General features: G+C 72.0%; 22 protein-coding genes. 9 read left to right on the forward strand and 13 right to left on the reverse strand.

Annotated elements, in window-relative coordinates:
- Positions 1 to 4 precede the first annotated feature (4 nt).
- The 6 genes from shc to ACVGV2_RS10515 all read right to left on the reverse strand — a co-directional run bounded on the left by shc (position 5) and on the right by ACVGV2_RS10515 (position 7,667).
- Positions 5 to 1,912, reverse strand: coding sequence for a squalene--hopene cyclase (shc, locus tag ACVGV2_RS10490; RefSeq protein WP_459165953.1), 1,908 nt, complete (start codon positions 1,910 to 1,912; stop codon positions 5 to 7).
- Positions 1,913 to 1,920: 8 nt separating this feature from the next.
- On the reverse strand, positions 1,921 to 2,946 hold the full coding sequence (locus ACVGV2_RS10495) for a polyprenyl synthetase family protein (RefSeq protein ID WP_459162185.1): 1,026 nt from the start codon (positions 2,944 to 2,946) through the stop codon (positions 1,921 to 1,923).
- Entirely contained in the window at positions 2,943 to 4,304 is a 1,362-nt protein-coding gene (gene hpnE, locus ACVGV2_RS10500; RefSeq protein WP_459162186.1) for a hydroxysqualene dehydroxylase HpnE, read from the reverse strand. Before hpnE ends, ACVGV2_RS10495 begins: the two co-directional genes overlap by 4 nt.
- On the reverse strand, positions 4,301 to 5,221 hold the full coding sequence (locus ACVGV2_RS10505) for a phytoene/squalene synthase family protein (protein ID WP_459162187.1): 921 nt from the start codon (positions 5,219 to 5,221) through the stop codon (positions 4,301 to 4,303). Before ACVGV2_RS10505 ends, hpnE begins: the two co-directional genes overlap by 4 nt.
- Positions 5,218 to 6,126 carry a squalene synthase HpnC gene (gene hpnC / locus ACVGV2_RS10510; RefSeq protein ID WP_459162188.1) on the reverse strand — a complete coding sequence of 303 codons (909 nt, stop codon included), beginning with the start codon at positions 6,124 to 6,126 and terminating at the stop codon, positions 5,218 to 5,220. The genes ACVGV2_RS10505 and hpnC overlap by 4 nt, the downstream gene beginning before the upstream one ends.
- 536 nt (positions 6,127 to 6,662) lie before the next feature.
- Positions 6,663 to 7,667, reverse strand: a complete 1,005-nt coding sequence (locus ACVGV2_RS10515) for a zinc-dependent alcohol dehydrogenase family protein (protein WP_459162189.1) — start codon at positions 7,665 to 7,667, stop codon at positions 6,663 to 6,665.
- Positions 7,668 to 7,789: 122 nt separating this feature from the next.
- On the opposite strand from ACVGV2_RS10515, the gene ACVGV2_RS10520 reads away from it, so the two are divergent.
- Both ACVGV2_RS10520 and ACVGV2_RS10525 read left to right on the forward strand, forming a co-directional pair.
- A complete protein-coding gene (locus ACVGV2_RS10520) occupies positions 7,790 to 8,746 on the forward strand; it encodes a sugar-binding transcriptional regulator (RefSeq protein WP_459162190.1) in 957 nt (318 codons plus the stop codon).
- Between the two features lie 9 nt (positions 8,747 to 8,755).
- Positions 8,756 to 9,709, forward strand: a complete 954-nt coding sequence (locus ACVGV2_RS10525) for a ribonuclease Z (protein ID WP_459162191.1) — start codon at positions 8,756 to 8,758, stop codon at positions 9,707 to 9,709.
- A gap of 169 nt (positions 9,710 to 9,878) precedes the next feature.
- On the opposite strand, the gene ACVGV2_RS10530 is transcribed toward ACVGV2_RS10525, so the two are convergent.
- The 7 genes from ACVGV2_RS10530 to ACVGV2_RS10560 all read right to left on the reverse strand — a co-directional run bounded on the left by ACVGV2_RS10530 (position 9,879) and on the right by ACVGV2_RS10560 (position 17,079).
- Complete coding sequence (locus ACVGV2_RS10530) at positions 9,879 to 10,232, reverse strand: lipopolysaccharide assembly protein LapA domain-containing protein (RefSeq protein WP_459162192.1); 354 nt, start codon at positions 10,230 to 10,232, stop codon at positions 9,879 to 9,881.
- 76 nt (positions 10,233 to 10,308) lie between these two features.
- Positions 10,309 to 11,721, reverse strand: a complete 1,413-nt coding sequence (xylB, locus tag ACVGV2_RS10535) for a xylulokinase (protein ID WP_459162193.1) — start codon at positions 11,719 to 11,721, stop codon at positions 10,309 to 10,311.
- 122 nt (positions 11,722 to 11,843) lie between these two features.
- Positions 11,844 to 12,701: an SMP-30/gluconolactonase/LRE family protein gene (locus ACVGV2_RS10540; RefSeq protein ID WP_459162194.1), complete on the reverse strand. Its 858-nt coding sequence runs from the start codon at positions 12,699 to 12,701 to the stop codon at positions 11,844 to 11,846.
- Between the two features lie 182 nt (positions 12,702 to 12,883).
- Positions 12,884 to 13,813, reverse strand: coding sequence for a U32 family peptidase (locus ACVGV2_RS10545; protein WP_459162195.1), 930 nt, complete (start codon positions 13,811 to 13,813; stop codon positions 12,884 to 12,886).
- Between the two features lie 165 nt (positions 13,814 to 13,978).
- Positions 13,979 to 15,010 (reverse strand): Gfo/Idh/MocA family protein, encoded by a 1,032-nt coding sequence (locus ACVGV2_RS10550; protein WP_459162196.1) that lies wholly within the window; start codon positions 15,008 to 15,010, stop codon positions 13,979 to 13,981.
- Between the two features lie 120 nt (positions 15,011 to 15,130).
- Positions 15,131 to 16,054 carry a sugar phosphate isomerase/epimerase family protein gene (locus tag ACVGV2_RS10555; protein WP_459162197.1) on the reverse strand — a complete coding sequence of 308 codons (924 nt, stop codon included), beginning with the start codon at positions 16,052 to 16,054 and terminating at the stop codon, positions 15,131 to 15,133.
- Between the two features lie 224 nt (positions 16,055 to 16,278).
- Positions 16,279 to 17,079 (reverse strand): GntR family transcriptional regulator, encoded by an 801-nt coding sequence (locus ACVGV2_RS10560; protein WP_459162198.1) that lies wholly within the window; start codon positions 17,077 to 17,079, stop codon positions 16,279 to 16,281.
- Positions 17,080 to 17,379: 300 nt separating this feature from the next.
- Between ACVGV2_RS10560 and ACVGV2_RS10565 the strand changes: the two genes are divergently transcribed.
- Genes ACVGV2_RS10565 through pcaD form a run of 7 tightly spaced genes read left to right on the forward strand, consistent with a single transcriptional unit; the run spans position 17,380 to position 23,655 of the window.
- On the forward strand, positions 17,380 to 18,207 hold the full coding sequence (locus tag ACVGV2_RS10565) for a CoA transferase subunit A (protein WP_459162199.1): 828 nt from the start codon (positions 17,380 to 17,382) through the stop codon (positions 18,205 to 18,207).
- A gap of 50 nt (positions 18,208 to 18,257) precedes the next feature.
- On the forward strand, positions 18,258 to 19,001 hold the full coding sequence (locus tag ACVGV2_RS10570; protein ID WP_459165954.1) for a CoA-transferase subunit beta: 744 nt from the start codon (positions 18,258 to 18,260) through the stop codon (positions 18,999 to 19,001).
- Positions 18,998 to 20,179: a thiolase family protein gene (locus ACVGV2_RS10575; protein WP_459162200.1), complete on the forward strand. Its 1,182-nt coding sequence runs from the start codon at positions 18,998 to 19,000 to the stop codon at positions 20,177 to 20,179. The genes ACVGV2_RS10570 and ACVGV2_RS10575 overlap by 4 nt, the downstream gene beginning before the upstream one ends.
- A 23-nt stretch (positions 20,180 to 20,202) precedes the next feature.
- On the forward strand, positions 20,203 to 20,952 hold the full coding sequence (gene pcaH, locus ACVGV2_RS10580; protein WP_459162201.1) for a protocatechuate 3,4-dioxygenase subunit beta: 750 nt from the start codon (positions 20,203 to 20,205) through the stop codon (positions 20,950 to 20,952).
- The gene (pcaG, locus tag ACVGV2_RS10585; protein WP_459162202.1) at positions 20,952 to 21,518 is read left to right on the forward strand and encodes a protocatechuate 3,4-dioxygenase subunit alpha; all 567 of its coding nucleotides are present in this window, start codon (positions 20,952 to 20,954) and stop codon (positions 21,516 to 21,518) included. The genes pcaH and pcaG overlap by 1 nt, the downstream gene beginning before the upstream one ends.
- 44 nt (positions 21,519 to 21,562) lie before the next feature.
- Positions 21,563 to 22,897, forward strand: a complete 1,335-nt coding sequence (pcaB, locus tag ACVGV2_RS10590; protein WP_459162203.1) for a 3-carboxy-cis,cis-muconate cycloisomerase — start codon at positions 21,563 to 21,565, stop codon at positions 22,895 to 22,897.
- Entirely contained in the window at positions 22,894 to 23,655 is a 762-nt protein-coding gene (pcaD, locus tag ACVGV2_RS10595; protein ID WP_459162204.1) for a 3-oxoadipate enol-lactonase, read from the forward strand. Before pcaB ends, pcaD begins: the two co-directional genes overlap by 4 nt.
- Positions 23,656 to 23,683: the final 28 nt, after the last annotated feature.

Consider the following 23,683-nt stretch of genomic DNA (forward strand, 5'->3'; position numbering starts at 1 on the left):
CCGCTCAGTCCTCCCCCGCGCCCGCGGCGCGCCGGAACCGCCCGAGCGCAGCGAGCGGGAAGATTACCCGGTACAGGTGGTAGTTGATGTAGAAGTCGCCGGGGAAACCGGTGCCGGTGAACTGCGGCTCGTCCCAGCCGCCGTCGGACCGCTGGCTGCGCACCAGGTAGTCGACCCCGCGCTGCACCGCCGGGGTGTCGTGCCGCCCGACGGCCAGCAGCGCGAACAGGGCCCACGCCGTCTGGGAGGCGGTGGAGTCACCGCGGCCGATCCAGGTCGGATCGGTGTAGGAGCGCAGGTCCTCGCCCCATCCGCCGTCGGCGTTCTGATGCTCCTCGAGCCAATGCACGGCCCGCCGCAGCGCCGTGTGCTCGCGCGGCACGCCTGCGGTGACGAGGCCGGGCACCGCCGCACCGGTGCCGTAGACGTGGTTGGCGCCCCACCGGCCGAACCACGAGCCGTCCGCTTCCTGGTTGCGCAGCAACCACGACACGCCCCGGCGGACCGGGCCGTCGTCGTGGCCGAGAGTGGCCAGCGCCTCGACCACGTGCGCGGTCACGTCGGCCGCAGGCGGGTCGATGACCGCCCCGAAGTCGCAGAACGGGAGTTTGCGCACGAGCTGGCGAGTGTTGTCGGCGTCGAAGGCGCCCCACCCGCCGTCGCGGGACTGCATACCGACGAGCCACCGGGTGCCGCGGTCGATCGCCGCTCGCAGCGCGGCGGGTTTGGTGTGCTCGACGCGGTTGAGCGCCATGAGCGCCTCAGCGGTGTCGTCGATGTCGGGATAGTGGTCGTTGTCGAACTCGAACGCCCATCCCCCGCCTGCGGGCAACCGCGGCCGGCGCACCGCCCAGTCGCCCTTGATCCCGATCTCCTCGGCGAGCACGAAGTTGCTCGCCCGCCGCAGTGACGGGTCCTCGGCGGGCACTCCCGCGTCGCGCAACGCCTGCACGCCGAGCACGGTGTCCCACACCGGGGACTGGCAGGCCTCCAGGCGGCGCACCGGCCCGTCCGGGCTGTCCTCGCGCACGAAGAAGCGTTCGAACCCGTCCAGACCCTGCTTCATCACCGGGTGGTTGAGCGGATAGCCGAGCAGGTGCAGCGCCAGCAGCGAATACACCCACGGCGGTTGGATACCGCCCCAGCAGCCGTCGGCCTCCTGCCGGGCCACGATCCACTCGGCCGCGCGCCGCATCGCCTGCCTGCGCAGCGCGCGCACCGGCCGGCGGCCGTATGCGTGCAGCGCCCCGTCCAGCAGTTCGAAGCCGTACTCCCAGGAGAGGCCGGGTTTCGTGCGCGGCTTTGCGGCCCCGGTGCGCAACTCGGCCGTGCTGACGCCGAGTTCGCGCTGCGGTCGCAGGGTGCACACGATCGTCAGCGGCACGACGGTCTGTCGCGCCCAGCAGGCCCAGTCGGACACGTTCAGCGGGAACCACGGCGGCAGGAAGATCATTTCGGGGGGCATGGCGGGCAGGTCGTCCCAGGACCACTCGCCGAACAGGGCCAGCCAGATGCGGGTGAACACGCGGGTGTGCTCGATGCCGCCGTGTTCGACGATCCATTGGCGCGCGGCGGCCATGTGTCCGGCGTCGGGACCGTCACCGGCGAGTTTCAGCGCCACGTAGGCCTCGACCGTGGTGGACAGGTCGGCCGGCCCCCCGGCGAAGGTCGCCCAGGTGCCGTCGGCGCGCTGCTGCCCGCGGATCCAGCGGGCGGTCTGCTCGGTCTCGGCCTTGGTGCGGATGCCGAGGAACTGGCGCAGCAGCAGGTCCTCGACGTCCATGGTCACGTTCGTTTCGAGCTCGCCCTTCCACCAGCCCTGCTGGTGCTGCAACGACAGGAAGTACTGCCGGGCGGCGCGCACGGCTCCGTCCACTCCGGACGCGCTCGCAGCATCCACGCCGTGCTGCATCTGTTCGGTCAACGTTGCCTCCGTACGATGAATTCGGCGAGCTCGGTCAACGACGTGCCGGCCTCGGTGGACATGGGCGGCAAGTACGCGCGGGCGGCGGTCAGCCTGCGATCGCACTCGGCGCGGGCCCAGCCTTCGGAACCGGCCTGCTGCACCATTTCCGCGGCCTCGTGCAGCTGGTCCTCGGTCAGCGGGTCCTCCTGGGCGTACAGCGCGCGGAGCCGCTGGCCGCATCGCGTTGCCGAGGACAGCGCGTGCACCACGGGCAGGGTTTTCTTGCGCGCGCGCAGATCCGACAGCACCGGTTTGCCCGTGACCTCGGGATCGCCCCACAGACCGAGCAGATCGTCCACGAGCTGGAAGGCCATGCCGAGCTCCCGGCCGAAGCCGCGCAGCCGCGCGACGAACGCCTCCTCGGCCCCGCGGTGCACAGCGCCGATGGAAGTCGCGCAGCCGAGCAGAGCGGCGGTCTTGTCGTGCGCCATCCGCAGGCACTCGTCGAGGGTGACGCCGGCGCGCCGTTCGAAGTCGAGGTCGGCCGACTGGCCGGCGATGAGGGTGCGCGTGGTCGCCGCGAGGGTGCGCGCGCTGTTCGTCGCCCAGGGCGAACCGGATTCCAGCAGCACCTCGGTGGCCAGGCCCAGCAGCGCGTCCCCGCCGAGCAGCGCGGCGGACGGGCCGAACACGGTCCACGCCGCGGGCCGGTGGCGTCGGGAGGTGTCGGCGTCCATCACGTCGTCGTGCAGCAGCGAGAAGTTGTGCACCAACTCCACCGCGACCGCTGCGGGAACGGCCTGCTCGGCGGCGGTTTCCGAGTCGACGGCCGCCGCGGCGGCCCGTGCGGACAGCAGCACCAGCGCGGGGCGCAGAGCTTTGCCGCCCTCATCGGTGGCGGTTCCGCGCACACCCGTCCATCCGAAGTGGTAGGTGCACACGCGGCGCGTGTCCGGGTCGAGCCGGTCGACGGCGGCACGCAGCATCGGCTCGATCGATTCGCGCGCGGTGGTCAGGGCTGCGGGAAGTACTGAGGTCATGCCGTCTCCTCCACGCCGTGTCGGGATGCCTGCTCGACTTCGACCGCCTCGGCGGCGCGGAGTCCGCTGAGCACCGCGCCTTCGAGCGTGTCCGGCAGTCCGGTCGCCGTCCACGCTCCGGCCAGCACGAGCCCGGGCACGGTGGTGCGCGCCGCGGGCCGGTGCGCGGCGGTTCCCGGTGTCTGGTGGAAGGTCGCGTTCGGTTCGCGCGTGACGAAGGAGTCGAGCACACCGGCCGCGGCGGCACGCGGGAACACCGCGGCCAGCGCGGGCAGGTACCGCGCGCGGATCTCCTCGGTGCGCCGGTGCACGTCCTCCCACGCCGCCGAGACCGACACCGCCAGGTACTGCCCCCGCGTCGCCCCGGAGGCGGCGGTGCGGTCGAAAACCCATTGCACCGGCGAATCCACCACCGAGCACAGCTCGTGCTCGGTCACCGCGCGGTCGTAGTGCACGTGGACGTTGATGATCGGCGCGGCCGACAGGGCCGACCACCGGGACGCTCCGTGCACCGGCAGGTCGGCCACGAGTGCGGTGGCCTGCTGGTGCGGCACGGCCAGTACGACGTGGTCGGCGCGCAGCGAGGCGTGCCGACCGCGGTCGCGGGTAGCCGCGCGCAGGCCGTCACTGCCGCGGAAGATCCCGCGCACCTTGGTGTTCGCGTGCACCGCGACGCCCGCCGCGGCCAGGGCGCGCGCGGCCGGATCGCCGTGCAGCTCGCGCAGCGGCAGCCGGGGCACGCCGATGTCGGCGCTGGCGGTCTCGTGCAGGACACCGGTGCGGAACACGCGCACCGCCAGCGCCAGCGACGCGTCGTCCGGGTGGGCGTTGAGCGCTGCGGTGCTGAGCATGCCCCACAGCACGTCGGTGACGTGCTGCGGTTCTCCGCGCTGGCGCAGCCAGTCGCCGAAACTCGCGGTGTCCAGCCGCGGATCGTCCGGTTCGAGGCGCCGCAGGGCCAGTGCCGTGCGCACCGCCCGCAGGCGGTCGCGGACGCCCAACCACCGGTTGGCGCACAGGGCGGGAGCGAGGTGCGCCGGTGCGGGCAGGTCCCACCGGCGCAGCGCGACCGGCTCGCGGTGCGGCGACAGCACGGGCACGTGCAGCCGCGACTGCACCCGCACCCCGTCGGCGACGCCGAGTCGGCGCAGCAGGGCGCGGTAGTGCTCGTAGCAGCGCAGCAGCACGTGCTGTCCCGTGTCGACGGTCAGCGGCCCGCGCGAGAACGAGTAGGTCGCACCACCGAGCAGCGAACGCCCCTCCACCAGCCGGACCGCGAAACCGCGGTCGGCGCAGTGCAGTGCGGCGGTGATTCCGGCCAGCCCGCCGCCGACGACGAGGACGCTGGGCGTGCTCATGGCCGCATCCCCGCCAGCGAACGCACGGCCACGTCGGCTTTGCGCCAGGTGGGCAGTGCGATGCGCCGGGTGAGCACCGTGCGCGGACGCTCGGCGATGCGCCGCAGCACGTGGCGGTAGATGCCGGCCATGGCCGCGCAACACGCGCGGCTGCCGCGATCGAGCGCGGGCAGCAGCTGCAACCCTTCGGTGTACCAGGATTCGGTGCGCGCGATCTCGTAGCGCATCAGCGCGTCCCAACCGGCGTTTTGCGCGCTGCCGAGCGGGAAACCGCCCCGTGCCGCGTCGCGGTCCTCCGATGGCGCTGACGGGTCCGCGACGCCCGGCGGATGCAGCACGACGCCGAATGCGGCGAGGTCTTCGGTCGGCAGGTACACGCGCCCTGCGGCCCAGTCCTCCCGCACGTCGCGGAGGATGTTCGTCAGTTGCAGGGCGATGCCGAGCGCGTCGGCGCGGGGCTCGTCGCGGGCGACGTCGTCGGTGCCGAACACCCCCAGCGACAGTCTGCCGATCGACCCCGCCACGCTGCGGCAGTAGTCCAGCAGCTCGTCGTAGGTGGCGTAGCGCCGACCGCGCACATCGGCCTCGCATCCGTCGATGAGCTCGTGGAAGGCCTGCAGTGGCACGGGCATTCGCTCACCGGTGTCCGCCAACGCGGCCAGCACCGGGTCGTCGTCCTCGGTGGACGGTGCGCGCAGCTGCGCGCGGGTCTGCTTGAGCTGCCGCAGTTTCTCCTCGACGGAGAGGTCGCCGTCACCGATGTCGTCGATGCGGCGTGCGAAGGCGTAGACGGCGGACAGCGCCCGGCGTTTCGGTCCGGGCAGCAGCCGGATGCCGTAGGAGAAGTTGCGCGCCTGCTGCCGGGTGATGCGTTCGCATTCGTCGTAGGCCGCGCGGAGCGGACGCGCGGGGGTCACCGGGGTCCTCCCATCGCGTACAGCCGCCCCCATTCGGCGAAGGTGCGTGTCCTGCTCGGACGCACGTCCCCGCTCAACGGGTCATAGCCGGCACGGGTGAACGCGGCCGCGGTGGCCCGTCCGCCGGCGACGTAGCCGGCCACGGCGATGCGCGCCATGCCGGAGAGCCGGTTGACCAGTGCTGCTCCGACGTCGAGCACCCGGTGGGCGCGGTCGACTTCGAACCGCACGAGCCCGCGCAGGCGGGTCGAGGCGGTGGCGCGGGCGAGTTCGTCCTCGGCGCAGTGGAACCGCTTCAGGTCGGCCGCCGGGAGGTAGACGCGGTCCTGCCGCAGGTCTTCGGCGAGGTCCTGGCAGTGTTCGAGTATCTGCAGCGCGGTGCAGATGCGGTCGGACAGGCGGACGAGCTCCGGCTCGGCGCGGTCGAACACGTGCAGCACGGCCTCGCCGACCGGGTTGGCCGACAGGCGGCAGTAGTCCACCAGGTCGGTGAACGTGTCGTACCGGCGGACGTGTTGATCCTGCCGGTTGGCCTCGATCAACTTGACCAGGGTGTCGTACGGGATGCCACACTCGTGCACGGTCGGCTGCAGCGCGCGCATGACGGGGATCCGCGCGGTTGCCTGGTAGGCGCGTTTGAGGTCGACTTCGAGCAGGTCGAGCAGGGCGCCGCGGTCACCCGGGGCGTCGTCGCCGGCATAGTCGACGAGGCGGAAGTAGCCGTAGAGCGCGTGCAGGTGGCGCTGCGTCGTGCGCGGCAGGATCCGCGAGGCGACCGGGAAGTTCTCCGCGCCCATCTGTCCCAGCACGGCAGCTGTGCGCGGGAAGTCCCCCGAGCGCGGTAGCTCTTTCGAGGGTTCGGTATCCGCGTTCGGCGACGTGGGGTCGGGCAGCGATACGACCATGATCCTCCTCCTATCCGACGTCCAGGAGGCATAATCGGCATCCTAAGATCTCGTCGGGGACGACGCAGGACGAACCGCTGCGGCGCGTCAAGGCCCCGTTTCGCGATGTCGGGCTCGGACCAGCCGCGCCGCAGCAGTTCGGCGATCAGCCGCGGGCAGCCTGCGATCTCCTCGTTCCCGCGTAGCACGTCCGCGGTCCCGGCGTAGTCACCGCCGAGTCCACTGTGGCCGGCGGCGGATGTTCCGCGGTGAAGCGCCGCCGCCGACAGCTGGGCCCGGTACAGCCCTTCGCTGGTGATGAAGTCGACGAGGTGCCAGATGATCCGCTTCAGGCGCGCGTTCCAGCCCTCGTCGAACCAGCGCCCACCGAAGGCGTGCGCGATCGCGTCCTTCATCTGCGGATTGGCCGCGATGGTCACCGTGAGCGTGCGCCGGTCGGTGCCCAGTTCCCCGGCTCCGGCGCAGCCGCTGACCACCAGCAGCACGCCGGTGGTCAGCAGCGCGAGAAGACTGCGCCCTCCGCTGCGGGCCCGCGTCTACCACGCATCGGGCCCTGCCGGGCAGACCTGGATTTTCAGCCCCGTTCCGGCGCGCATCCGGGCGAGCGCGTCGTCGAAGTGCTCGAGCGGGAGCGTGTCGGTGACCAGCGCGTCGGTGTCGACCGCGCCGCTGCCGACGAGTTCGAGCGCGCGGCCGTAGCTGTGCAGCACGGCCATGGAGCCGACGATGGTGAGTTCGTCGTTGTAGATGCGAAACGGCGACAGTCGCACGCGCTCCTGTTCAGCGGCCACGCCGAAGATGAGCAGGCGCCCACCGCGGTCGAGGGCCTCGCAGGCTCCTTCGATCGCGGGTGCTGCGCCGGTGCAGTCGATCGCGGCTTCGAAACGCTCGTCGAGCTCGGTGAGGTCGCCGGCGACGGCGTGCGCTCCGAGCGCGCGGGCCCTGTCGAGGCGTTCGGCGTTGCGGTCGACGACGGTGACCACGGCTCCGGAGCGCTGCAGCAGCTGTTGCATGATCAGTCCCATCGTGCCCGCCCCGGTGACGAGGAACCGCTCTCCCACTTCCACGCCGATGCGGCGGATGCCGTGCACGGCGCACGAGACCGGTTCGACCATGGCGCCCTGCTGGAATGTCATCCCCGCAGGCATGCGGTAGCAGGTCGCGGCGGGAACGGCCACGTACTCGGCGAATGCTCCGTCGACCGTGTCGCCGGTGGCGTTCCACGCGGCGCAGAGGTTGCCGTGCCCGGACCGGCACGGTCCGCAGCGGCCGCAGAACCGCGAGGGGTCCACGGCGACGCGGTCGCCGGTGCGCCATTCCCCGCGTACGGCCGAACCAACGGCAACGACCTCGCCGGCGAACTCGTGCCCGGGAACGATGGGGTACGGCGTGGGTGGGAACTCGCCGTCGGCGATGTGCACGTCCGTGCCGCAGATGCCGCACGCACCCACCTGCACCACGAGCTCGTCCGGTTGCGGCGCCGGATCCGCAACGGTATCCACCCTGAGCTCTCCGGGCTTGTCGATGATCGCCGCGCGCATGTTTCCCCTTTCGCTCTTCTGAGCATCATGTTCCCTGGTTGATTCGCGCTTGCCGGGGAATTGAAGAGGGAACGAGGCCAGTGCGTCAACTCCCGAAGCAGTTCGGCGTTTAAAATGCTCTTATGAGCACTCAATGGGACACCGATTCCGCACTGCGCGCCGCGACCGCGGCGCATCGCCACCTCGTGCTCGGCGAGTCCAAGATCGACATCGCCGCGGATCTCGACCTGAGCCGCTTCAAGGTCGCACGCCTGATCAGCGCCGCCCAGCAGAGCGGACTGGTGCGCGTGGAGTTCGACCTGCCGCTGCCGGTGGACCCGGGACTCGGCGACGCGGTCGCGCGCGCCTACGGACTGCGCCGGGTACTCGTGCTCGACCGCGCGCACACCGAGGACCCGCGGCAGGTGCTGCGCGAACGCATCGGCGCGCTCGCCGCCACCCTGCTCGCAGACCTGCTCTCCGCCGAGGACGTGCTCGGGCTGGCCTGGGCCCGCACGGTCAACGCGATGGCCGCCGCGGTCGGCGAACTACCGGCTTGCCCCGTGGTGCAGCTGTGCGGAGTGCACGCCGGCATGGACATGCGCGACCGCACCGTCGAAACCGTGCGCCACGTCGCCGCTTCCAGCGGCGGCACGCCCTACCCGATCTACGGCCCGCTCGTGCTGCCCGATCGGCGCACCACCGACGTGCTGCGCAGCCAGTCGGGAATCGCCGAAACCTTCGACCAGTTCGGCCGCATCACCACCGCCGTGGTCAGCATCGGCGCTTGGAGCAACGGCGAGTCCACGGTGTACGACACGATCGGCGAGTCCGAACGGGACGAACTCGCCCGCGCCGGCGCCGTCGCCGAAATCGCCGGGCGCGTCTTCGACGACACCGGTGCGCCCGTCTCCTGCGACCTCGTCGACCACATCCTCGCCATCGGCAGCGACCAGCTGCGCGAGATCGGCGAAGTCATCGGACTCGGCTACGGCACCGCGAAAGCACCGGCGATCGCCGCGATGTTGCGCTCGGGGATCATCACCAGCCTGATCATCGACACCGACGCCGCGCACCGGCTGCTGTCCGAGGTGTCCTAACCTGTGGTGATGTCGCAGCGCGAACTCCTCGTGCTCGGCACCGCCAGCCAGGTGCCGACCAAACACCGCAACCACAACGGCTACCTGCTGCGGTGGGGCGGCACCGGCTTCCTGTTCGACCCGGGCGAAGGAACGCAGCGGCAGATGACCTTCGCCGGCGCCCGGGCGCACGAGGTCCACCACCTCTGCCTGACGCACTTCCACGGCGACCACTGCCTGGGCGTGCCGGGGGTGCTGCAGCGGATATCCCTGGACGGCGTGGCGCGGCCGGTGCACGCGCACTACCCCGCCTCCGGAAGCGAGCACTTCCACCACCTGCGGCACGCGTCGGTGTTCTCCGACGGGCTGGACCTGCACCAGCATCCGATCCGCGAGGACGGGGTGCTCGCCTCGGGCGCGTTCGGCACGCTGCACGCGCGACGGTTGGATCACCGGGTCGAGACCTTCGGCTACCGCTTGGTGGAGCCGGACGGGCGGCGGATCCTGCCCGAGGAGCTGGCGCGGCACGGCATCAGCGGCCCGCAGGTCGGGCAGCTGCAGCGCGCGGGGGCATTGCAGCTCGGTGATCGCAGGGTCGACTTGGCCGAGGTCAGCGTGCACCGCCCCGGGCAGAAAGCCGCGTTCATCATGGATACCCGGTTGTGCGACGCGGTGTTCGCCCTCGCCGAGGGGGTGGACCTGCTCGTGGTGGAGTCCACGTTCCTCGACCAGGACGCGCGGTTGGCAGCGGAATACCGCCATCTGACCGCTGCGCAGGCCGCGCGCGTCGCCGCCGAGTGCCGCGCGGGTGCGCTGGTGTTGACGCACTTCTCGCAGCGCTACGAAGATCCGCAGTGGTTCGCTGCGGAAGCCGCGGCCGTGTTCGACGGACCGGTGCACGTGGCCGAGGACCTCAGCCGAGTGCCCCTGCCACCCCGGCGCCGCCCACAGCGCCGACCGGCTGGCCCCTCGCCGGCCGACTGATCCCTGGTACCAGCCGAGGCCGATCCCTCGATGCACCCCACACGGCCCACGATCGTGTGGGGAGGATTCATCCTGCAAACGTGTGGGGACAACTCCCAATTTTCATGAAAATTGTGCTCTCTGGAGTCGTTCCAGAAAGTGGGTGTGCGGCTGCACCGCTGGGAACTCCCTACGAGGAGGCGGTGCGGCGGAACAGGCGCGGGCGGCCTCGCCGCCGGTGGCGCCGAGCGGCGTGCCGCAGCTGCAGGATGCGGGCCGTTCCGATCAGTGCTACCAGCAGCGCGCCGGCCAGGGCTCCGAACAGCAACGCCACACCGGCGGGCAGTTGGCCTTGCATCCACAGGAACCGGACCGTGATGGCCTCGGAGTTCTGCAGGATGAACACCAGCAGGAAGGCGAGCACGACCGCCGCGACGACGACGGCCACCCAGATCCCGCCGGTGCGCGTGCGCCCGGCCTGACGGCGTTGCCCGGAACCGCGGTGAGCCTCGCCAGCACTTCCGGAGTCGTCCCGTTCGCTCATGCGGGCATCCTCGCGTTCCACCCGGCGGCCTCGGTGCGGCACACGGCCGGTTCCCACCCGATCGGGCGAACGTGGGCTACACGCCGGCGATGGCGGCCCGCGCCTGCGCGTACTCGGCCCGCACCGCCGCTCCGGTTTCGACGTCCTGCGGCTGCACCGCCCGACCGCGCAACGGCCACTCCGGGGGCTCGTCCTCCCCGCCAGCCACCCACGCGGCCTGCTTCGCCGCACCGAGCGCGACGTACTCGGCCGGATCCGGGATCTGCACACCGACGCCGAACAGCTCAGCCGCGACCTCCTCGACCGCAGCCGACTTGGCCGCACCGCCGATGAGCAGCACGCGGCGCACTTCGAGGCCGGTTTCGCGCAGCGCATCCACTCCGTCGGCCAAGCCGCAGAGCATCCCCTCGACCGCGGCCCGGGCGAGGTTCTGCGGGGTCATGTTCGCCCGCCGCAACCCGGCGAGCGTGCCGGTCGCCTCCGGCAAATCCGGTGTGCGCTCCCCTTCGAGGTAGGGCAGCAGGGTCAGCCCGCCAGCGCCCGGAGCGGCTTCGAGGGCGAGCTCGTCCAACCCGGCCAGGTCGGTGCCGAGCATCTCCGCGGTCGCGCTGAGCACGCGCGCGGCGTTGAGCGTGCACACCAGCGGCAGGTAGCGGCCGGTGGCGTCGCAGAAGCCGGCGACCGTGCCGCTCGGATCGGCGGTCGCCCCGTCGGTGACGGCGAACGCGGTCCCCGAGGTGCCCAGGGAGACGACGACGTCGCCGGGCTGCGCACCGAGCCCCAGCGCCCCGGCCATGTTGTCGCCGGTGCCGGGTGCCAGCAGCGCACCGGAGACCTCGGACAGCTCTGCGATGCCGCCGTTCTCGGCGGGGCCGAGCACGCGCGGCAGCCGCGGGCGGCGCCCGCCCATCGCGTCGGCGAGCAGGTCGGGCAGCCACGCGCCGGTGCTCGGGGCGAAGTATCCCGTGCCGGAGGCGTCACCGCGGTCGGTGCACACCTCGGTGCGCGCCCCGCCGAACTGCCAGGTGACCCAGTCGTGCGGAAGCATCACCTGCTCCACGCGGTCGGCGTTGCGCGGTTCCTGCTCGGCCAACCACGCCAGCTTGGTCACGGTGAAGCTGGGGACCGGGACGAGGCCGGTGCGCCGGGCCCAGGTCGCGGCTCCGTGGCGGGTGGTGAGGCCGCGCGCCTGCTCGGCCGAACGCGTGTCGTTCCACAGCAGGGCGTCGCGGACCGGCCGGCCCGCCGCGTCCACGGCAACCATGCCGTGCTGCTGGCCCGCGACGGACACGGCCGCCACGGACCGGTCGGGCGCATCGGCCAGCGCTTGGCGCACCGCCTCCTGCGCGGCGTCCCACCAGGCCTGCGGCGGGACCTCGGTCCCCTCCGGATGCGCTGCCTGTCCTTGTGCGGCGATCGCGCCGCTGTCGGCGTCGACCAGCACCGCCTTGGTGGACTGCGTCGAGGAGTCGAGACCGAGCACGTGCACGGAGCCCCTCCCTTCCAGCGCCGGAGAACCGGCCAGATCCTGCCACGGTGCGCACGCGCCGGGTCAACCGGGATCGCCGGTGGACATCGGGCCGTGCAGGGTCAGCCGCCGGAGGGAAGGGGTCAGCCGCCGTAGGGCAGGACCGGCGCGCCCGGGCCGACATCGGCGATCCGGAACAGCGCCCCGGCGTGCGGATGCTGCTCCAGGTCGGTGTCCACCTGGGAGGTGGTGATGAACAGCTCGTCGTAGTCGTCCCCGCCGAAGGTGCACGCCGTCACGCGCGGCGCGGGAACCTCGTAGGTGGCCACGAGGCGGCCTTCGGGCGTGTAGTGGCGCACCGCTGCCCCACCCCACAGCGCGACCCAGATGTCGCCCTGCGCGTCCACGGTCAACCCGTCCGGCGCGCCGTCGGCCGGATCGATGCGGACCACGGTGCGGCGCCGCTGCAGCTGGTAGTCGGCGTAGTCGAAGGCGTCGACGCACTGGGTGGGCGTGTCCACGTAGTAGGCGGTGCCGCCGTCCGGGCTGAAGGCGAACCCGTTCGACACGGTCACCTCGGGGATGGCGATGGTCACCTCCCCCAGCGGATCGAGGCGGAACAGCGATCCCTCCTCGGGGGCTTCGGACTTGGCCATCGATCCGCAGAACAGGCTCCCGTCGGGGGCGCATCCCCCCTCGTTCATGCGCACCGACGGGTCGGTCCACAGTGGTTCGAACGGGAACAGGTTGCCGAGGTCGTCGTCGGCGAGGGCGAAGCCGCGTTCCAGCGCCAGCACGACCCCGCCGGCCGAGCGCGGCCGCAGCATCGCAGCGACCTCGCCCACGTGGGTGCGGCTGACCTCGCCCGTGGCGCGGTGCAGGGTCAGCACGTCGCCCGCGTGCATGTCGACCCACCGCGGTCCCGGCCACGTGGGATGCCAGACGGGACCTTCGCCGTGATGGGCGCAGGCTTCGGTGATGGGCTCGGCGCGCTGGCTCATGCGCCCTCCGTTCGCGTCGCTCAGGGGTGCAGCACCACCCTCACCGTATCGCTCCGGCGCTGCCCCGAGGTGTGCCACGCGTGTCCCGCTTCGGGTGGCCGGGTCCGGCCGGGGTGGTGCGCAGGCGCTCGGGCCGTCGACGGCGACGGCGCGTGACTTCTTCCGCAGCTGCTGCGGTGAGGTCATGTTCCGGCGCTGGGCACGGCCGCTCCCGTGGCCGGCAGCGGGGACGGTGCGCTGTCCGGGGCGTAGCGGTGCAGCAGGTCCAGTCCGATGCGGGCGCGGCGCACGCGCTCGCGGGCCAGGGCCACGGCGGTGTCTTGCAGGTGCGTGCCGCTGGGGTAGATGTTCGGCGCGTTGCGCAGGCCGAACTTGACGTGCACGGGCGCGGCGACGCGGACGATCTCGGCGATTTCGTAGTGGCGCACGAAACCGCCGAGATCGTCGGGGGATTCGACGTAAACGTCGAGCGGCAGGCTCGTCGCATCCCGCAACGCTGCCAGCTGCGGGATGCTCAGGTCGGTGGGCACGTTGTAGGTGTCGGCCCCGAGCTCCTCGGCCAGGCGCACCGACACGGGGTTGGCCAGTCCCATCTGGACGCTGACCTTGAACTGCACGTCGGCGGGCAGGTCACCGGCTTCGCGCATGGCCGCGGCAGCGCGGAGCACGCCGAGGTCGGTGATGAGCACGCTGCGCACCCCGGCTTCGGCGCTGCGCCGGACGTCTTCGAGCACGTGCACCAACTGCTCGGTGCCGCGCGCTTGGGCCGTGACCGCCCCGCCGCCGGTGGCGGCGCAGAGCCCGCCGGTGTCCCAGCCGGCCAGCGGGCGGGCGAACAGGCTGAGTTCGACCTCGCGCGCGGCGGCGGTGGTGCTCATCCGCTCGAGTTCATCATCGGTGAGCAGCATGCTTCCGCTGCCCTGGGAGACGCGGTGGACGGTGACCTCGCGCCGGTCGGCTTCGTCCAGTACGGCCGCGAGTACCTCGGGACCTTCGGTGCTGGGGATTTCCACGCGGTACTGCGCCCCGTCCGGGAAGCGTTTCTCGCTGGTCGTGGGAGTGTCAGTGGCCGGACAGCCCAGTTGCCGCAGGAACTCGCGAGTCGCGCGCACCCTCACTCCATTCGGTATTCCGAACAAGGTCCCGGAAATCGTACGAATGTTTTCGAGTGCGGTCAACGCGAGACCGTTGCCCCGTCTCCTCCCCGGCCCACCTCGGCCGGCGGCGACGCGGCCCGGAAACGACGCGGGCCCGCGGGTGTCCGGGGGCAGCTGGGCTCAGTCGGCTGCCGTGGCTGCGCGCTCAGGCTCGCCGCGCAGCTCAGCCACGTGCACGGGACGGCCCTGCTGCAGGGACAGCTGCGCCGCCTCGGCGATGCGCAGCGCCGCCAGCGCCTCGCGCGGCGGGCAGCAGTTGGCCGACTCGCCGGCCACGAGCGAGGTGAACGCCTCGACCTCGGCGCGGTAGGCGGCACCGAACCGCTCGGCGAAGGTGCGGTACGGGCGTCCGGACGGCCAGGTGATGCCGTCCTCGACCGACGGCAGCGGCGCCCGCTCGTCGTGGCCGACGAACCCGGCCCCGTCCGAACCGCACACCTCCATGCGCACGTCGTGGCCGGCGCCGTTGTAGCGGCTCGCCGAAACGGTGGCCAGGGCTCCGCTGTCCAGAGTGGCCACCGCGACAGCGGTGTCGACGTCACCGCCCTCGGCGATGTAGGCCGCACCGCGATTGCCGCCTTGGGCGTGCACTGTGGACACTTCCGACCCGGTGATCCACCGGAGCATGTCGAAGTCGTGGATGCTGCAGTCGCGCAGCAGTCCACCCGAGGCGGGGATGAACGCCGCGGGAGGCGGTTGCTCGTCGGCGGTGACCGCCCGCAGGCTGTGGATCCAGCCGAGTCGCCCTGCCCGCGCCTGCTCGCGCACCGCCCGATACCCGGCGTCGAAACGCCGCTGCAGCCCGATCTGCACCGCCAGGCCGGCCTGTTCGATGCGCTCGACGAGCACGCGGGTGGCGGCCAGGTCGGTGGCGATCGGCTTCTCGCACAACACCGGTTTCCCGTGCTGCAGCGCGAGTTCGAGCATGACGGGGTGCGCATCGGTGGCCGCGGCGATGACGACCCCGTCGACACCGGCGCCGAACACCTCCTGCGGGCTGTCCACGGCAGCGGCCCCCAGTTCCGCGGCGAGGCCGCGGGCGCGCTCGGGTACCGCATCGGCCACGAGCAGTTCGTCGACGCGGGAGGCGCCGCGCAGGTTGCGTCCGTGCATCTGTCCGATTCGGCCGGCGCCGAGCAGTCCGATGCGCATGGGGATCCTCTTCCCGAACTCGTGCGGCAGGGCTACGCGTTGCACCTTTCCCCTGCGGCGGGGCCGCGAACCGGGCGCTCCGGTTTCCGCGGTCCCGAGTGGACCGCGCGGGACGGCGCCTCAGCGGAAGCCGGCGCCGCAGCGGCTGAGGTACTGCCGGGTGCGCTGCGCGATCGGCAGCGGCTGCTCCGGCGGGCACGGGAACATGTCCTGTTCCACGATCGCGAACATGTCCGCGTCGACGTCCGCGGCGGCGTCGATGAGCGAGTTCAGGTCCGGCTCGCCCTGCGGGGGTTCGCACATCACGCCGTTGCGGACGGCTGCGGCGAAGGAGGTGTCCGCGCGCCAGACCTCGCGGACGAGTTCGGGCTGCACCTGCTTGAGGTGCAGGTAGCCCATGCGCTCGGGGTATTTCCGCAGCAGCGCGAGGTTGTCGCCGCCGCAGTAGGAGATGTGGCCGGTGTCCAAGCACAGGCTGACGTGGTCGGGATCGGTGCTCTCCAGGAAGCGCTCCACGTTCTCCTGCGTGTCCACGTGCGTGTCGGCGTGCGGGTGGAACCGCAGGTGGATGCCGTACTCCTCGAACAGCGCGCGGCCGAGCCGGTCGATGCCGGCGCTGAGGGACTTCCACTGCTCGTCGGTGAGGTGGCGGTCCTCGACCCGTTCGCCGGTGTCCTGGTCGCGCCACATCCCGGGGATGACCACGAGGTTGCGCGCACCCATCGCGGTGGTCAGCGCGGCGACCTGCTGCACGTGCTGCCACGTCTCCGGCCAGACCGCGTCGCCGTGGTGGGTGGCGGTGAAGCAGGTGCCCGCCGAGACCGCCAGGCCGCGGCTGTCCAGTTCGTCGGACAGGCGCTGCGGGTCGGTGGGCAGGTAGCCGTACGGGCCGAGTTCGATCCAGCGGTATCCGGCTTCGGCGACCTCGTCGAGGAAGCGCCACCACGGGGTCTGGCGCTCGTCGTCCGGCATCCACACGCCCCAGGAGTCGGGCGCGGAACCGACGCGCAGGCGGGTGTCCTGGTGCGGGGCGTCGCTGGGCATGGCAACTCCTTTTCGAAGATCCCCGGGACGGGGACGCGGACGGTCGGCACTGCGGCGGCCGCTGTGACCTCGCTTCCCTGGCGAACGTCCGCAGTGTTGCCGTGCAGCCACACCCATGTCAAGATTTAGTCTTTACATATGGACTTTTAAGATCCGGGGTTGCACACGCAGGGCCGGTGGACGACGACCACCGGCCCTGCGTGGAAGCTGCGAGCGGGAAGCGCTCAGCCGTCCCCGCGCAGCGTCAGGTCGAACGAGTACCGCGAGGCGCGGTAGACGTGCGAGCCGAACTCCACCACCGCGCCGGTCTGGTCGTGCGTGGTGCGCTTCATCGTCAGCAGCGGCGCGCCTTCCGGTTCGTCGAGCAGTTCGGCGTCCTGGGCGTCGGCCAGGCGCGCGCCGATGTTCTGCTGCGCCACGTGCATGCGCACGCCCGCGGACCGCAGCAGCTGGTAGAGGCCGTAGCGCTCCAGGTCCGCATCGGCGGGCCGGAGGAGGTCCCGCGGCAGGTAGTTCTCCATGCGCGCGATCGGCTCGCCGCGCGAGTAGCGCACCCGTTCCAGGTGCAGCACCTGGTCCTGCCGCCCCGTCCCCAGCACCGAGGCGATCTCCGCAGGGACGTCGGTGGTCTCGTTGACGACCACGCGCGTTTCCGGCGCGGCGTCCATGTCGGACAGATCGTCGAACAGGCTGCTCAGCTGCAGCGAGCGCGTCACCCGACCGAAGGCGACCTGGGTGCCCGCCCCGCGCTTGCGCACGACGAGCCCCTTGTCGACGAGCGCACCGATCGCCTGCCGGACGGTCGGCCGCGACAGCCCCAGGCGCGCGGCGAGGTCCACCTCGTTGTCCAGCTTCGCCCCGACGGGCAGTCCTCCCGCATCGATCGCGTTCTCGATCTGGCTGGCGACCTGGTGGTACAGCGGCACGGGACTGGAGCTGTCCACCTCGATGTCGCGCGCGGGATCCCACTGGGTCGCCGCGCCCTCGGAGCGCACGGCTTCGGAGTTGTGTGCGGAGGACTTCACGGACGTACGGTAACAGGAACACGCAGCGCTGCGCATAATGTCTCGACGACGTAATGAACGGACATAACACCGCAGCCGTGCGCTCACCACCGCCCCCACGCGCCGACCGCCGGCGGCAGGCTCAGCTCACCACCCAACCCGGAGGGGCTCGCACGCTCCGCGAAGCGTCCTGGTGACGAGCGGAGTGCTCGCCACATCACCACGGGATGAGACCGCACCCGCGTCTTGACCCGCGAGGCGCACCTCACTATCGTTCGCATAAAGCACATACGTTCACTATGCGTACAGGAGTTGGTCAGGATGGCACGCATCCTGCGGCTCGACGAGGCCGTCGCCGAACTCGTCCACGACGGGGACGCGGTGGCGCTGGAAGGGTTCACGCACCTCATCCCCGTCGCAGCCGGGCACGAGATCATCCGGCAGCGCCGCACGGACCTGACGCTGGTGCGCATGACGCCGGACATCGTCTACGACCAGATGATCGGCGCCGGCTGCGCGCGCAAGCTCGTGTTCTCCTGGGGCGGCAACCCGGGGGTCGGCTCGCTGCACCGGTTCCGCGAGGCGGTGCAGCAGCAGTGGCCGCGTCCGCTGGAGATCGAAGAGCACAGCCACGCCGGGATGGCCAACCGCTACCAGGCGGGAGCCTCGGGACTGCCGTTCGCGGTGCTGCGCGGCTACATCGGTACCGACCTGCCCGAGCACACGGCCAACATCAGCACCGTGGAGTGCCCGTTCACCGGGCAGCAGCTCGCCGCCGTCCCCGCGGTCAACCCGGACGTCGGCATCGTGCACGCCCAGCAGGCCGACCGGCAGGGCAACGTGCAGATGTGGGGCATCACCGGCGTGCAGAAGGAGACCGTGCTCGCCTCGAGCCGTTCGCTGGTCACCGTCGAAGAGGTCGTCGACGAGCTCACGCCGCGCCCGGGCGCGCTCGTGCTGCCCAAGTGGGTCGTCTCGGCCGTGGCAGAAGTACCCGGCGGTGCGCGTCCCTCCTACGCTCAGGGGTACTACGAGAGGGACAACGACTACTACCAGCGCTGGGACCCGATCGGCCGCGACCGGGAAGCGTTCCAACACTGGCTCGACACGGAGATCTTCGCAGCGAGCGCGGAAGGGAGCCCGCGTTGACCGCCACCGAATCCAGCACCACCGCCACCGCGCGGTTCGACTCCGACGAGATGATGACCGTCGCGGCCTCGCGCAGCCTGCGCGACGGCGCCGCCTGCTTCGTCGGCATCGGCCTGCCCAGCACCGCGGCCAACCTGGCGCGGCGCACCCACGCACCCGAGTTGGTGCTGCTCTACGAATCCGGCACGATCGGCACCAAGCCCGACCGGCTGCCGCTGTCCATCGGTGACGGCGTGCTCGCCGACACCGCCGACTCGGTGGTCAGCGTGCCGGAGATCTTCAACTACTGGCTGCAGCCCGGCCGGGTGGACGTCGGCTTCCTCGGCGGTGCGCAGGTCGACCGCTTCGGCAACATCAACAGCACCGTCATCGGCGACTACGACGACCCGAAGGTCCGCCTGCCCGGTGCGGGCGGGGCCCCGGAGATCGCCGCGTCCTGCCGGGAGGTGCTCATCGTCATGCGCATGAGCCGCCGCAACTTCGTCGAACAGGTCGACTTCCGCACCTCGGTCGGCTACGGAAGCGGCCCCGGCGACCGGGAGAAGTTCGGCCTGCGCGGCCGCGGGCCGACGAAGGTCATCACCGACCTCGGCGTGCTCGAACCCGACCCCGGCACGGCCGAACTCGTGCTGACCCAGCTCAGCCCCGGGGCCACCGCCGAGCAGGCCCGCGAAGCCGCCGGCTGGGACCTGCGCGTCGCCGACACGCTGGGTGTGCAGGACGAACCCACCGACACCGAGCTCGGTGTCCTGCGCGAACTCAAGGCCACGTTGAACGGTGGAGGATCCCGGTGAGCGAAGTCTACGTACTCGACGCGCTGCGCACGCCCTTCGGCCGCTACGGCAAGGGCCTGGCCGGGGTGCGCCCGGACGACCTCGGCGCGCACGTACTGCGTGCGCTGCTGCAGCGCAGCCCCGGGCTGGACCCGTCCGCGATCGACGACATCCAGTTCGGCGACGCCAACGGTGCCGGTGAGGACAACCGCAACGTGGCGCGCATGGCCGCTCTGCTGGCCGGCGTGCCCACGAGCGTTCCCGGGGCGACCACCAACCGCCTGTGCGGTTCGGGCATGGAGGCCGCCGCCAACGCCAGCCGCACCATCCAGGTCGGCGACGCCGAGTTGGCCGTCGCCGGCGGTGTGGAATCGATGAGCCGCGCACCGTGGGTGCTGCCGAAGCCGGAATCCGGCTTCCCCCGCGGGCACGAAACGCTGCACTCCACCACGCTCGGCTGGCGCATGGTCAATCCGGACATGCCGGAGGAGTGGACGATCTCGCTCGGATCCAGCGCCGAGCTGCTCGCCGACCGCTACGGCATCAGCCGAGCGCGGCAGGACGAGTTCGCCGCCCGCAGTCACCAGCTGGCCGCCCAGGCCTGGGACGGCGGCCTCTTCGACGAGGAGGTCGTGCCGGTGCCGGGCACGGAAGTCACCCGCGACGAGGGCATCCGGCCGGACAGCACGACGGAGAAGCTCGGCGGGCTCAAACCGGTCTTCCGCGCCGACGGCACCGTCACGGCGGGCAACTCCTCCCCGCTCAACGACGGCGCCGCCGCGCTGCTGCTCGGCGGGCAGCAGGCCGCCGAGCAGCTCGGCGCCCGGCCACTGGCCCGCGTGGTCAGCCGCGGCGCCGCCGCGGTCGCCCCCGAGGTGTTCGGCATCGGACCGGTGCAGGCGGCCGACACCGCGCTGAAACGCGCCGGCATCGGCTGGGGCGAGCTGACCGCCGTGGAGCTCAACGAGGCGTTCGCCTCCCAGTCACTGGCCTGCCTGGCCGACTGGCCCGAGCTTGACCCGGAGATCGTCAACCAGCAGGGCGGGGCCATCGCGATCGGCCATCCGCTCGGCGCCTCCGGTGCGCGCGTGCTGGGCACCCTGGCCCACCAGCTGCGCCGGGCCGGCGGTGGCTGGGGTCTGGCGGCGATCTGCATCGGTGTCGGACAGGGGCTGGCCGTCGTGCTGCACGCCGAGTGACCCGGCCATCCGAAGGAGAAAGCATGACCGTCGACGACACCCGCACCGGCGCGGGTCTGACCCTGCCGTCCTACGCCTCCGACGAGGATTCGCACCCCGCGTTGGACACACCGGAGTACCGCTCCTCGGCGCTGCGCCATCCGAAGCAACCGCTGCAGGTGCTGCCGCAGTACCTCACCGAGGTGACCGGCCCGCTGCTGGGGCACGACCGCGTCGGCGAGCTCGACCACGACCTGACCGCCCAGCACGGGGGCGAACCGCTCGGCGAACGCATCATCGTCAGCGGCCGCGTGCTGGATTCGGACGGCAAACCCGTCCCGCGCACCCTGGTCGAGGTCTGGCAGGCCAACGCCGCGGGACGTTACCGGCACGCCGGTGACCGCCACCCCGCGCCGCTGGACCCGAACTTCTCGGGCACCGGCCGGTGCATGACCGACGAGCAGGGCAACTACCGGTTCGTCACGATCAAGCCGGGCGCCTACCCGTGGCGCAACCACGACAACGCCTGGCGGCCGGCGCACATCCACTTCTCCCTGTTCGGCCGCGCCTTCACCCAGCGGTTGATCACCCAGATGTACTTCCCGGGGGATCCGCTGTTCTACCAGGACCCGATCTTCAACTCGGTGCGCGACCCGGCGGCCCGCGACCGGATGATCTCCCGCTTCGACCTGGACACCACCGTTCCCGAGTGGGCGCTGAGCTACAAGTTCGACATCGTCCTGCGCGGTTCTGCGGCCACACCGTTCGAGGACGACGAGGAGGACGACGACTGATGAGCTCACGACCAGCGACGACGCCGTCGCAGACGGTCGGGCCGTTCTTCGCGCTGCCCGGCGGGATCCTGTGGGACGCCGGGCCGGAGGCGGTGCCCGAGGGCACGGCCGGCGCGTTCGTGCTGCGGGGACGCGTCCTCGACGGCAACGGCGACCCGGTGCCCGACGCCGTGGTGGAGACGTGGCAGGCCGACTCCCAGGGGCTCTTCGACCACGAGAACGACCCGCGCGGCGAGACCTCGCAGTGGCAGGGCTTCGGTCGCTGCGCCACCGGCACCGACGGCTCGTTCTGGGTGCGCACGGTCAAACCGGGGCCGCTGCCCACACCCGAGGGCAGCACCGAGGCACCGCACCTGACGGTGACGGTCCTCGCCCGCGGCATGCTCACCCGCGTGGTCACCCGGGTGTACTTCCCCGAGCAGGAGCAGGCCAACGCCGCCGATCCGGTGCTCGCGGCAGTTCCGCAGCAGCGGCGGCACACGCTCGTCGCCGCGGCCGACGGTACGGACTACCGTTTCGACGTGCGCCTGCAGGGAGATGACGAGACCGTGTTCTTCCGCGTGTAGCACCCCCGGTATCCGCGACCCCGCGTGAGATGAAGGAATCCGCTGTGGACAGCCTGTTCGGAGCGATGTTCAGCACGCCGCAGGCCACCGAGCAGACCGATGCCCGGGCTTGGCTCGCGGCGATGCTGGAGTTCGAGGGCGCCCTGGCCGGCGCGGAGGCCGACACCGGCCTCATCCCCACCGCAGCCGCCGCCGAGATCGACCGGCACTGCCGGGTCGAGGCGTTCGACCCGGCCTCGATCGCCGAACGCGCGGTCTCCTCGGCGACCCCGGTGATCGCGCTGGTGCGCGACCTGACCGGCCAGGTCGACGCCTCGGCCGCCCGATACGTGCACAAGGGCGCGACGAGCCAGGACGTGGTCGACACGGCGGCGATGCTGCTCGCCGCCCGCACGGCCGACCTCGTGCTGGCGGACCTGCGCGGGGCCGCGCAAGCCTGCGCGCAGCTGGCCGAACGGCACCGCGACACCCCGCTGGTCGGGCGGTCGCTGCTGCAACAGGCCCTGCCGACCACGTTCGGCGCCCGCTGCGCCACGTGGCTGACCTCGCTGGAGCAGGCCGCAGCGGCGCTGCGGCGGGTGCGCCGCCACCGGCTGGCGGTGCAGCTCGGCGGCGCCGCCGGCACCCTGGCCTCCCTCGGCGGGCACGGACCGGCGGTGGTGACCGGGCTCGCCGAGCGCCTCGGCCTGCCCGCCCCGGCCGTTCCCTGGCACACCGACCGCACCCGCATCGCCGAGCTCGCCGGCGCGCTGGGCACGGTCACCGGAGCGTGCGGCAAGATCGCCCGCGACGTCTCGCTGCACGCGCAGACCGAGGTCGGCGAGCTCACCGAGGGCCGTTCCGGTGGCTCCTCGGCGATGCCGCACAAGCAGAACCCGGTCGGCTCCGTGCTCGTCGGCGCGATCGCGCGGCGCGTTCCCGACCTCGTGTCCACTGTGCTCGGTGCGATGCCGCAGGAGTACGAGCGGGCAGCGGGAGCGTGGCAGGCCGAGTGGGAACCGGTGACGCAGCTGCTGCGGCTGACCGCGGCGGCCGCGGCGCACACCCGCACCGCGCTCGCCGAGCTGCAGGTGCACCCGCAGCGGATGGCCGCGAACCTCGACCGCACCGGCGGTGCGATCATGGCCGAGGCCGCCTCGTCCGCCTTGGCCGAGCACCTGGACCGCACCGAGGCGCACGAGCTCGTCGGCGAGGCCTCGCGGCGGGCCGCCGACCGCGGCAGCACGCTGGCCGAACAGCTGCGCGCCGACGAGCGGGTGCGGGCGGTGCTGTCCGACAGCGCCATCGACGCGGCCACCGACCCGGCCCACCACCTCGGCCACGCCCCGGAATTCGTCGACACCGCACTGCGCGAACACGCACGTCTGGAGCAGGAATGACCGTCCACCACGAACTCGCCGGGCCGCAGGACGCTCCGGTGCTGGTGCTGTCCAATTCGATCGGCACCGACCTGCGCCTGTGGGACGACCAGGTACCGGTGCTGGCCGAGCGGTTCCGCGTGCTGCGCTACGACCAGCGGGGCCACGGGCGCACCCCCGCGAGCACGTCCGGCCCGTACTCCATGGCCGACCTGGGCGGGGACGTGCTGTCCCTGCTGGACGAGCTGGGCGTGCAACGCGCCCACTTCGCCGGCGTCTCGCTCGGCGGCATGACGGGCATGTGGCTGGCCGAGAACGCCCCGGAACGCATCGACCGGCTGGCGCTGCTGTGCACCTCGGCGGAGATGCCGGCGCAGTCCTGGCACGACCGGGCCGCGCTGGTGCGCGAGAAGACCACCGAAGCGCTCGTCGAACCCTCGCTGCCCAAGTGGTTCACCCCCGCCACCGCCGAGGATCCGCAGGTCCGCGAACGGTTCACCGAGCAGCTGCGCGCCGCCGACGACGAGGGCTACGCCGGCTGCTGCGAGGCGATCGCGACGATGCGCATCCGCGAACACCTCGGCGCGATCGCGGCGCCGACGCTGGTCGTCGCCGGCGCCGAGGACCCGGCCACGCCCCCGGAGCGGTCCGCGGACATCGCCGCGGCGGTCGACGGTGCGCGGCTCGAAGTGGTGGAGGCGGCCGCGCACCTGGCCAACGCGGAACAGCCCGCCGCGATCAACCGCTTGTTGCTGGAGCACTTCTCCGCACAGGACTGACCGGGCAGAAACCACGTACGAAAAGGAG

This window comes from Bounagaea algeriensis (genome assembly GCF_054491375.1).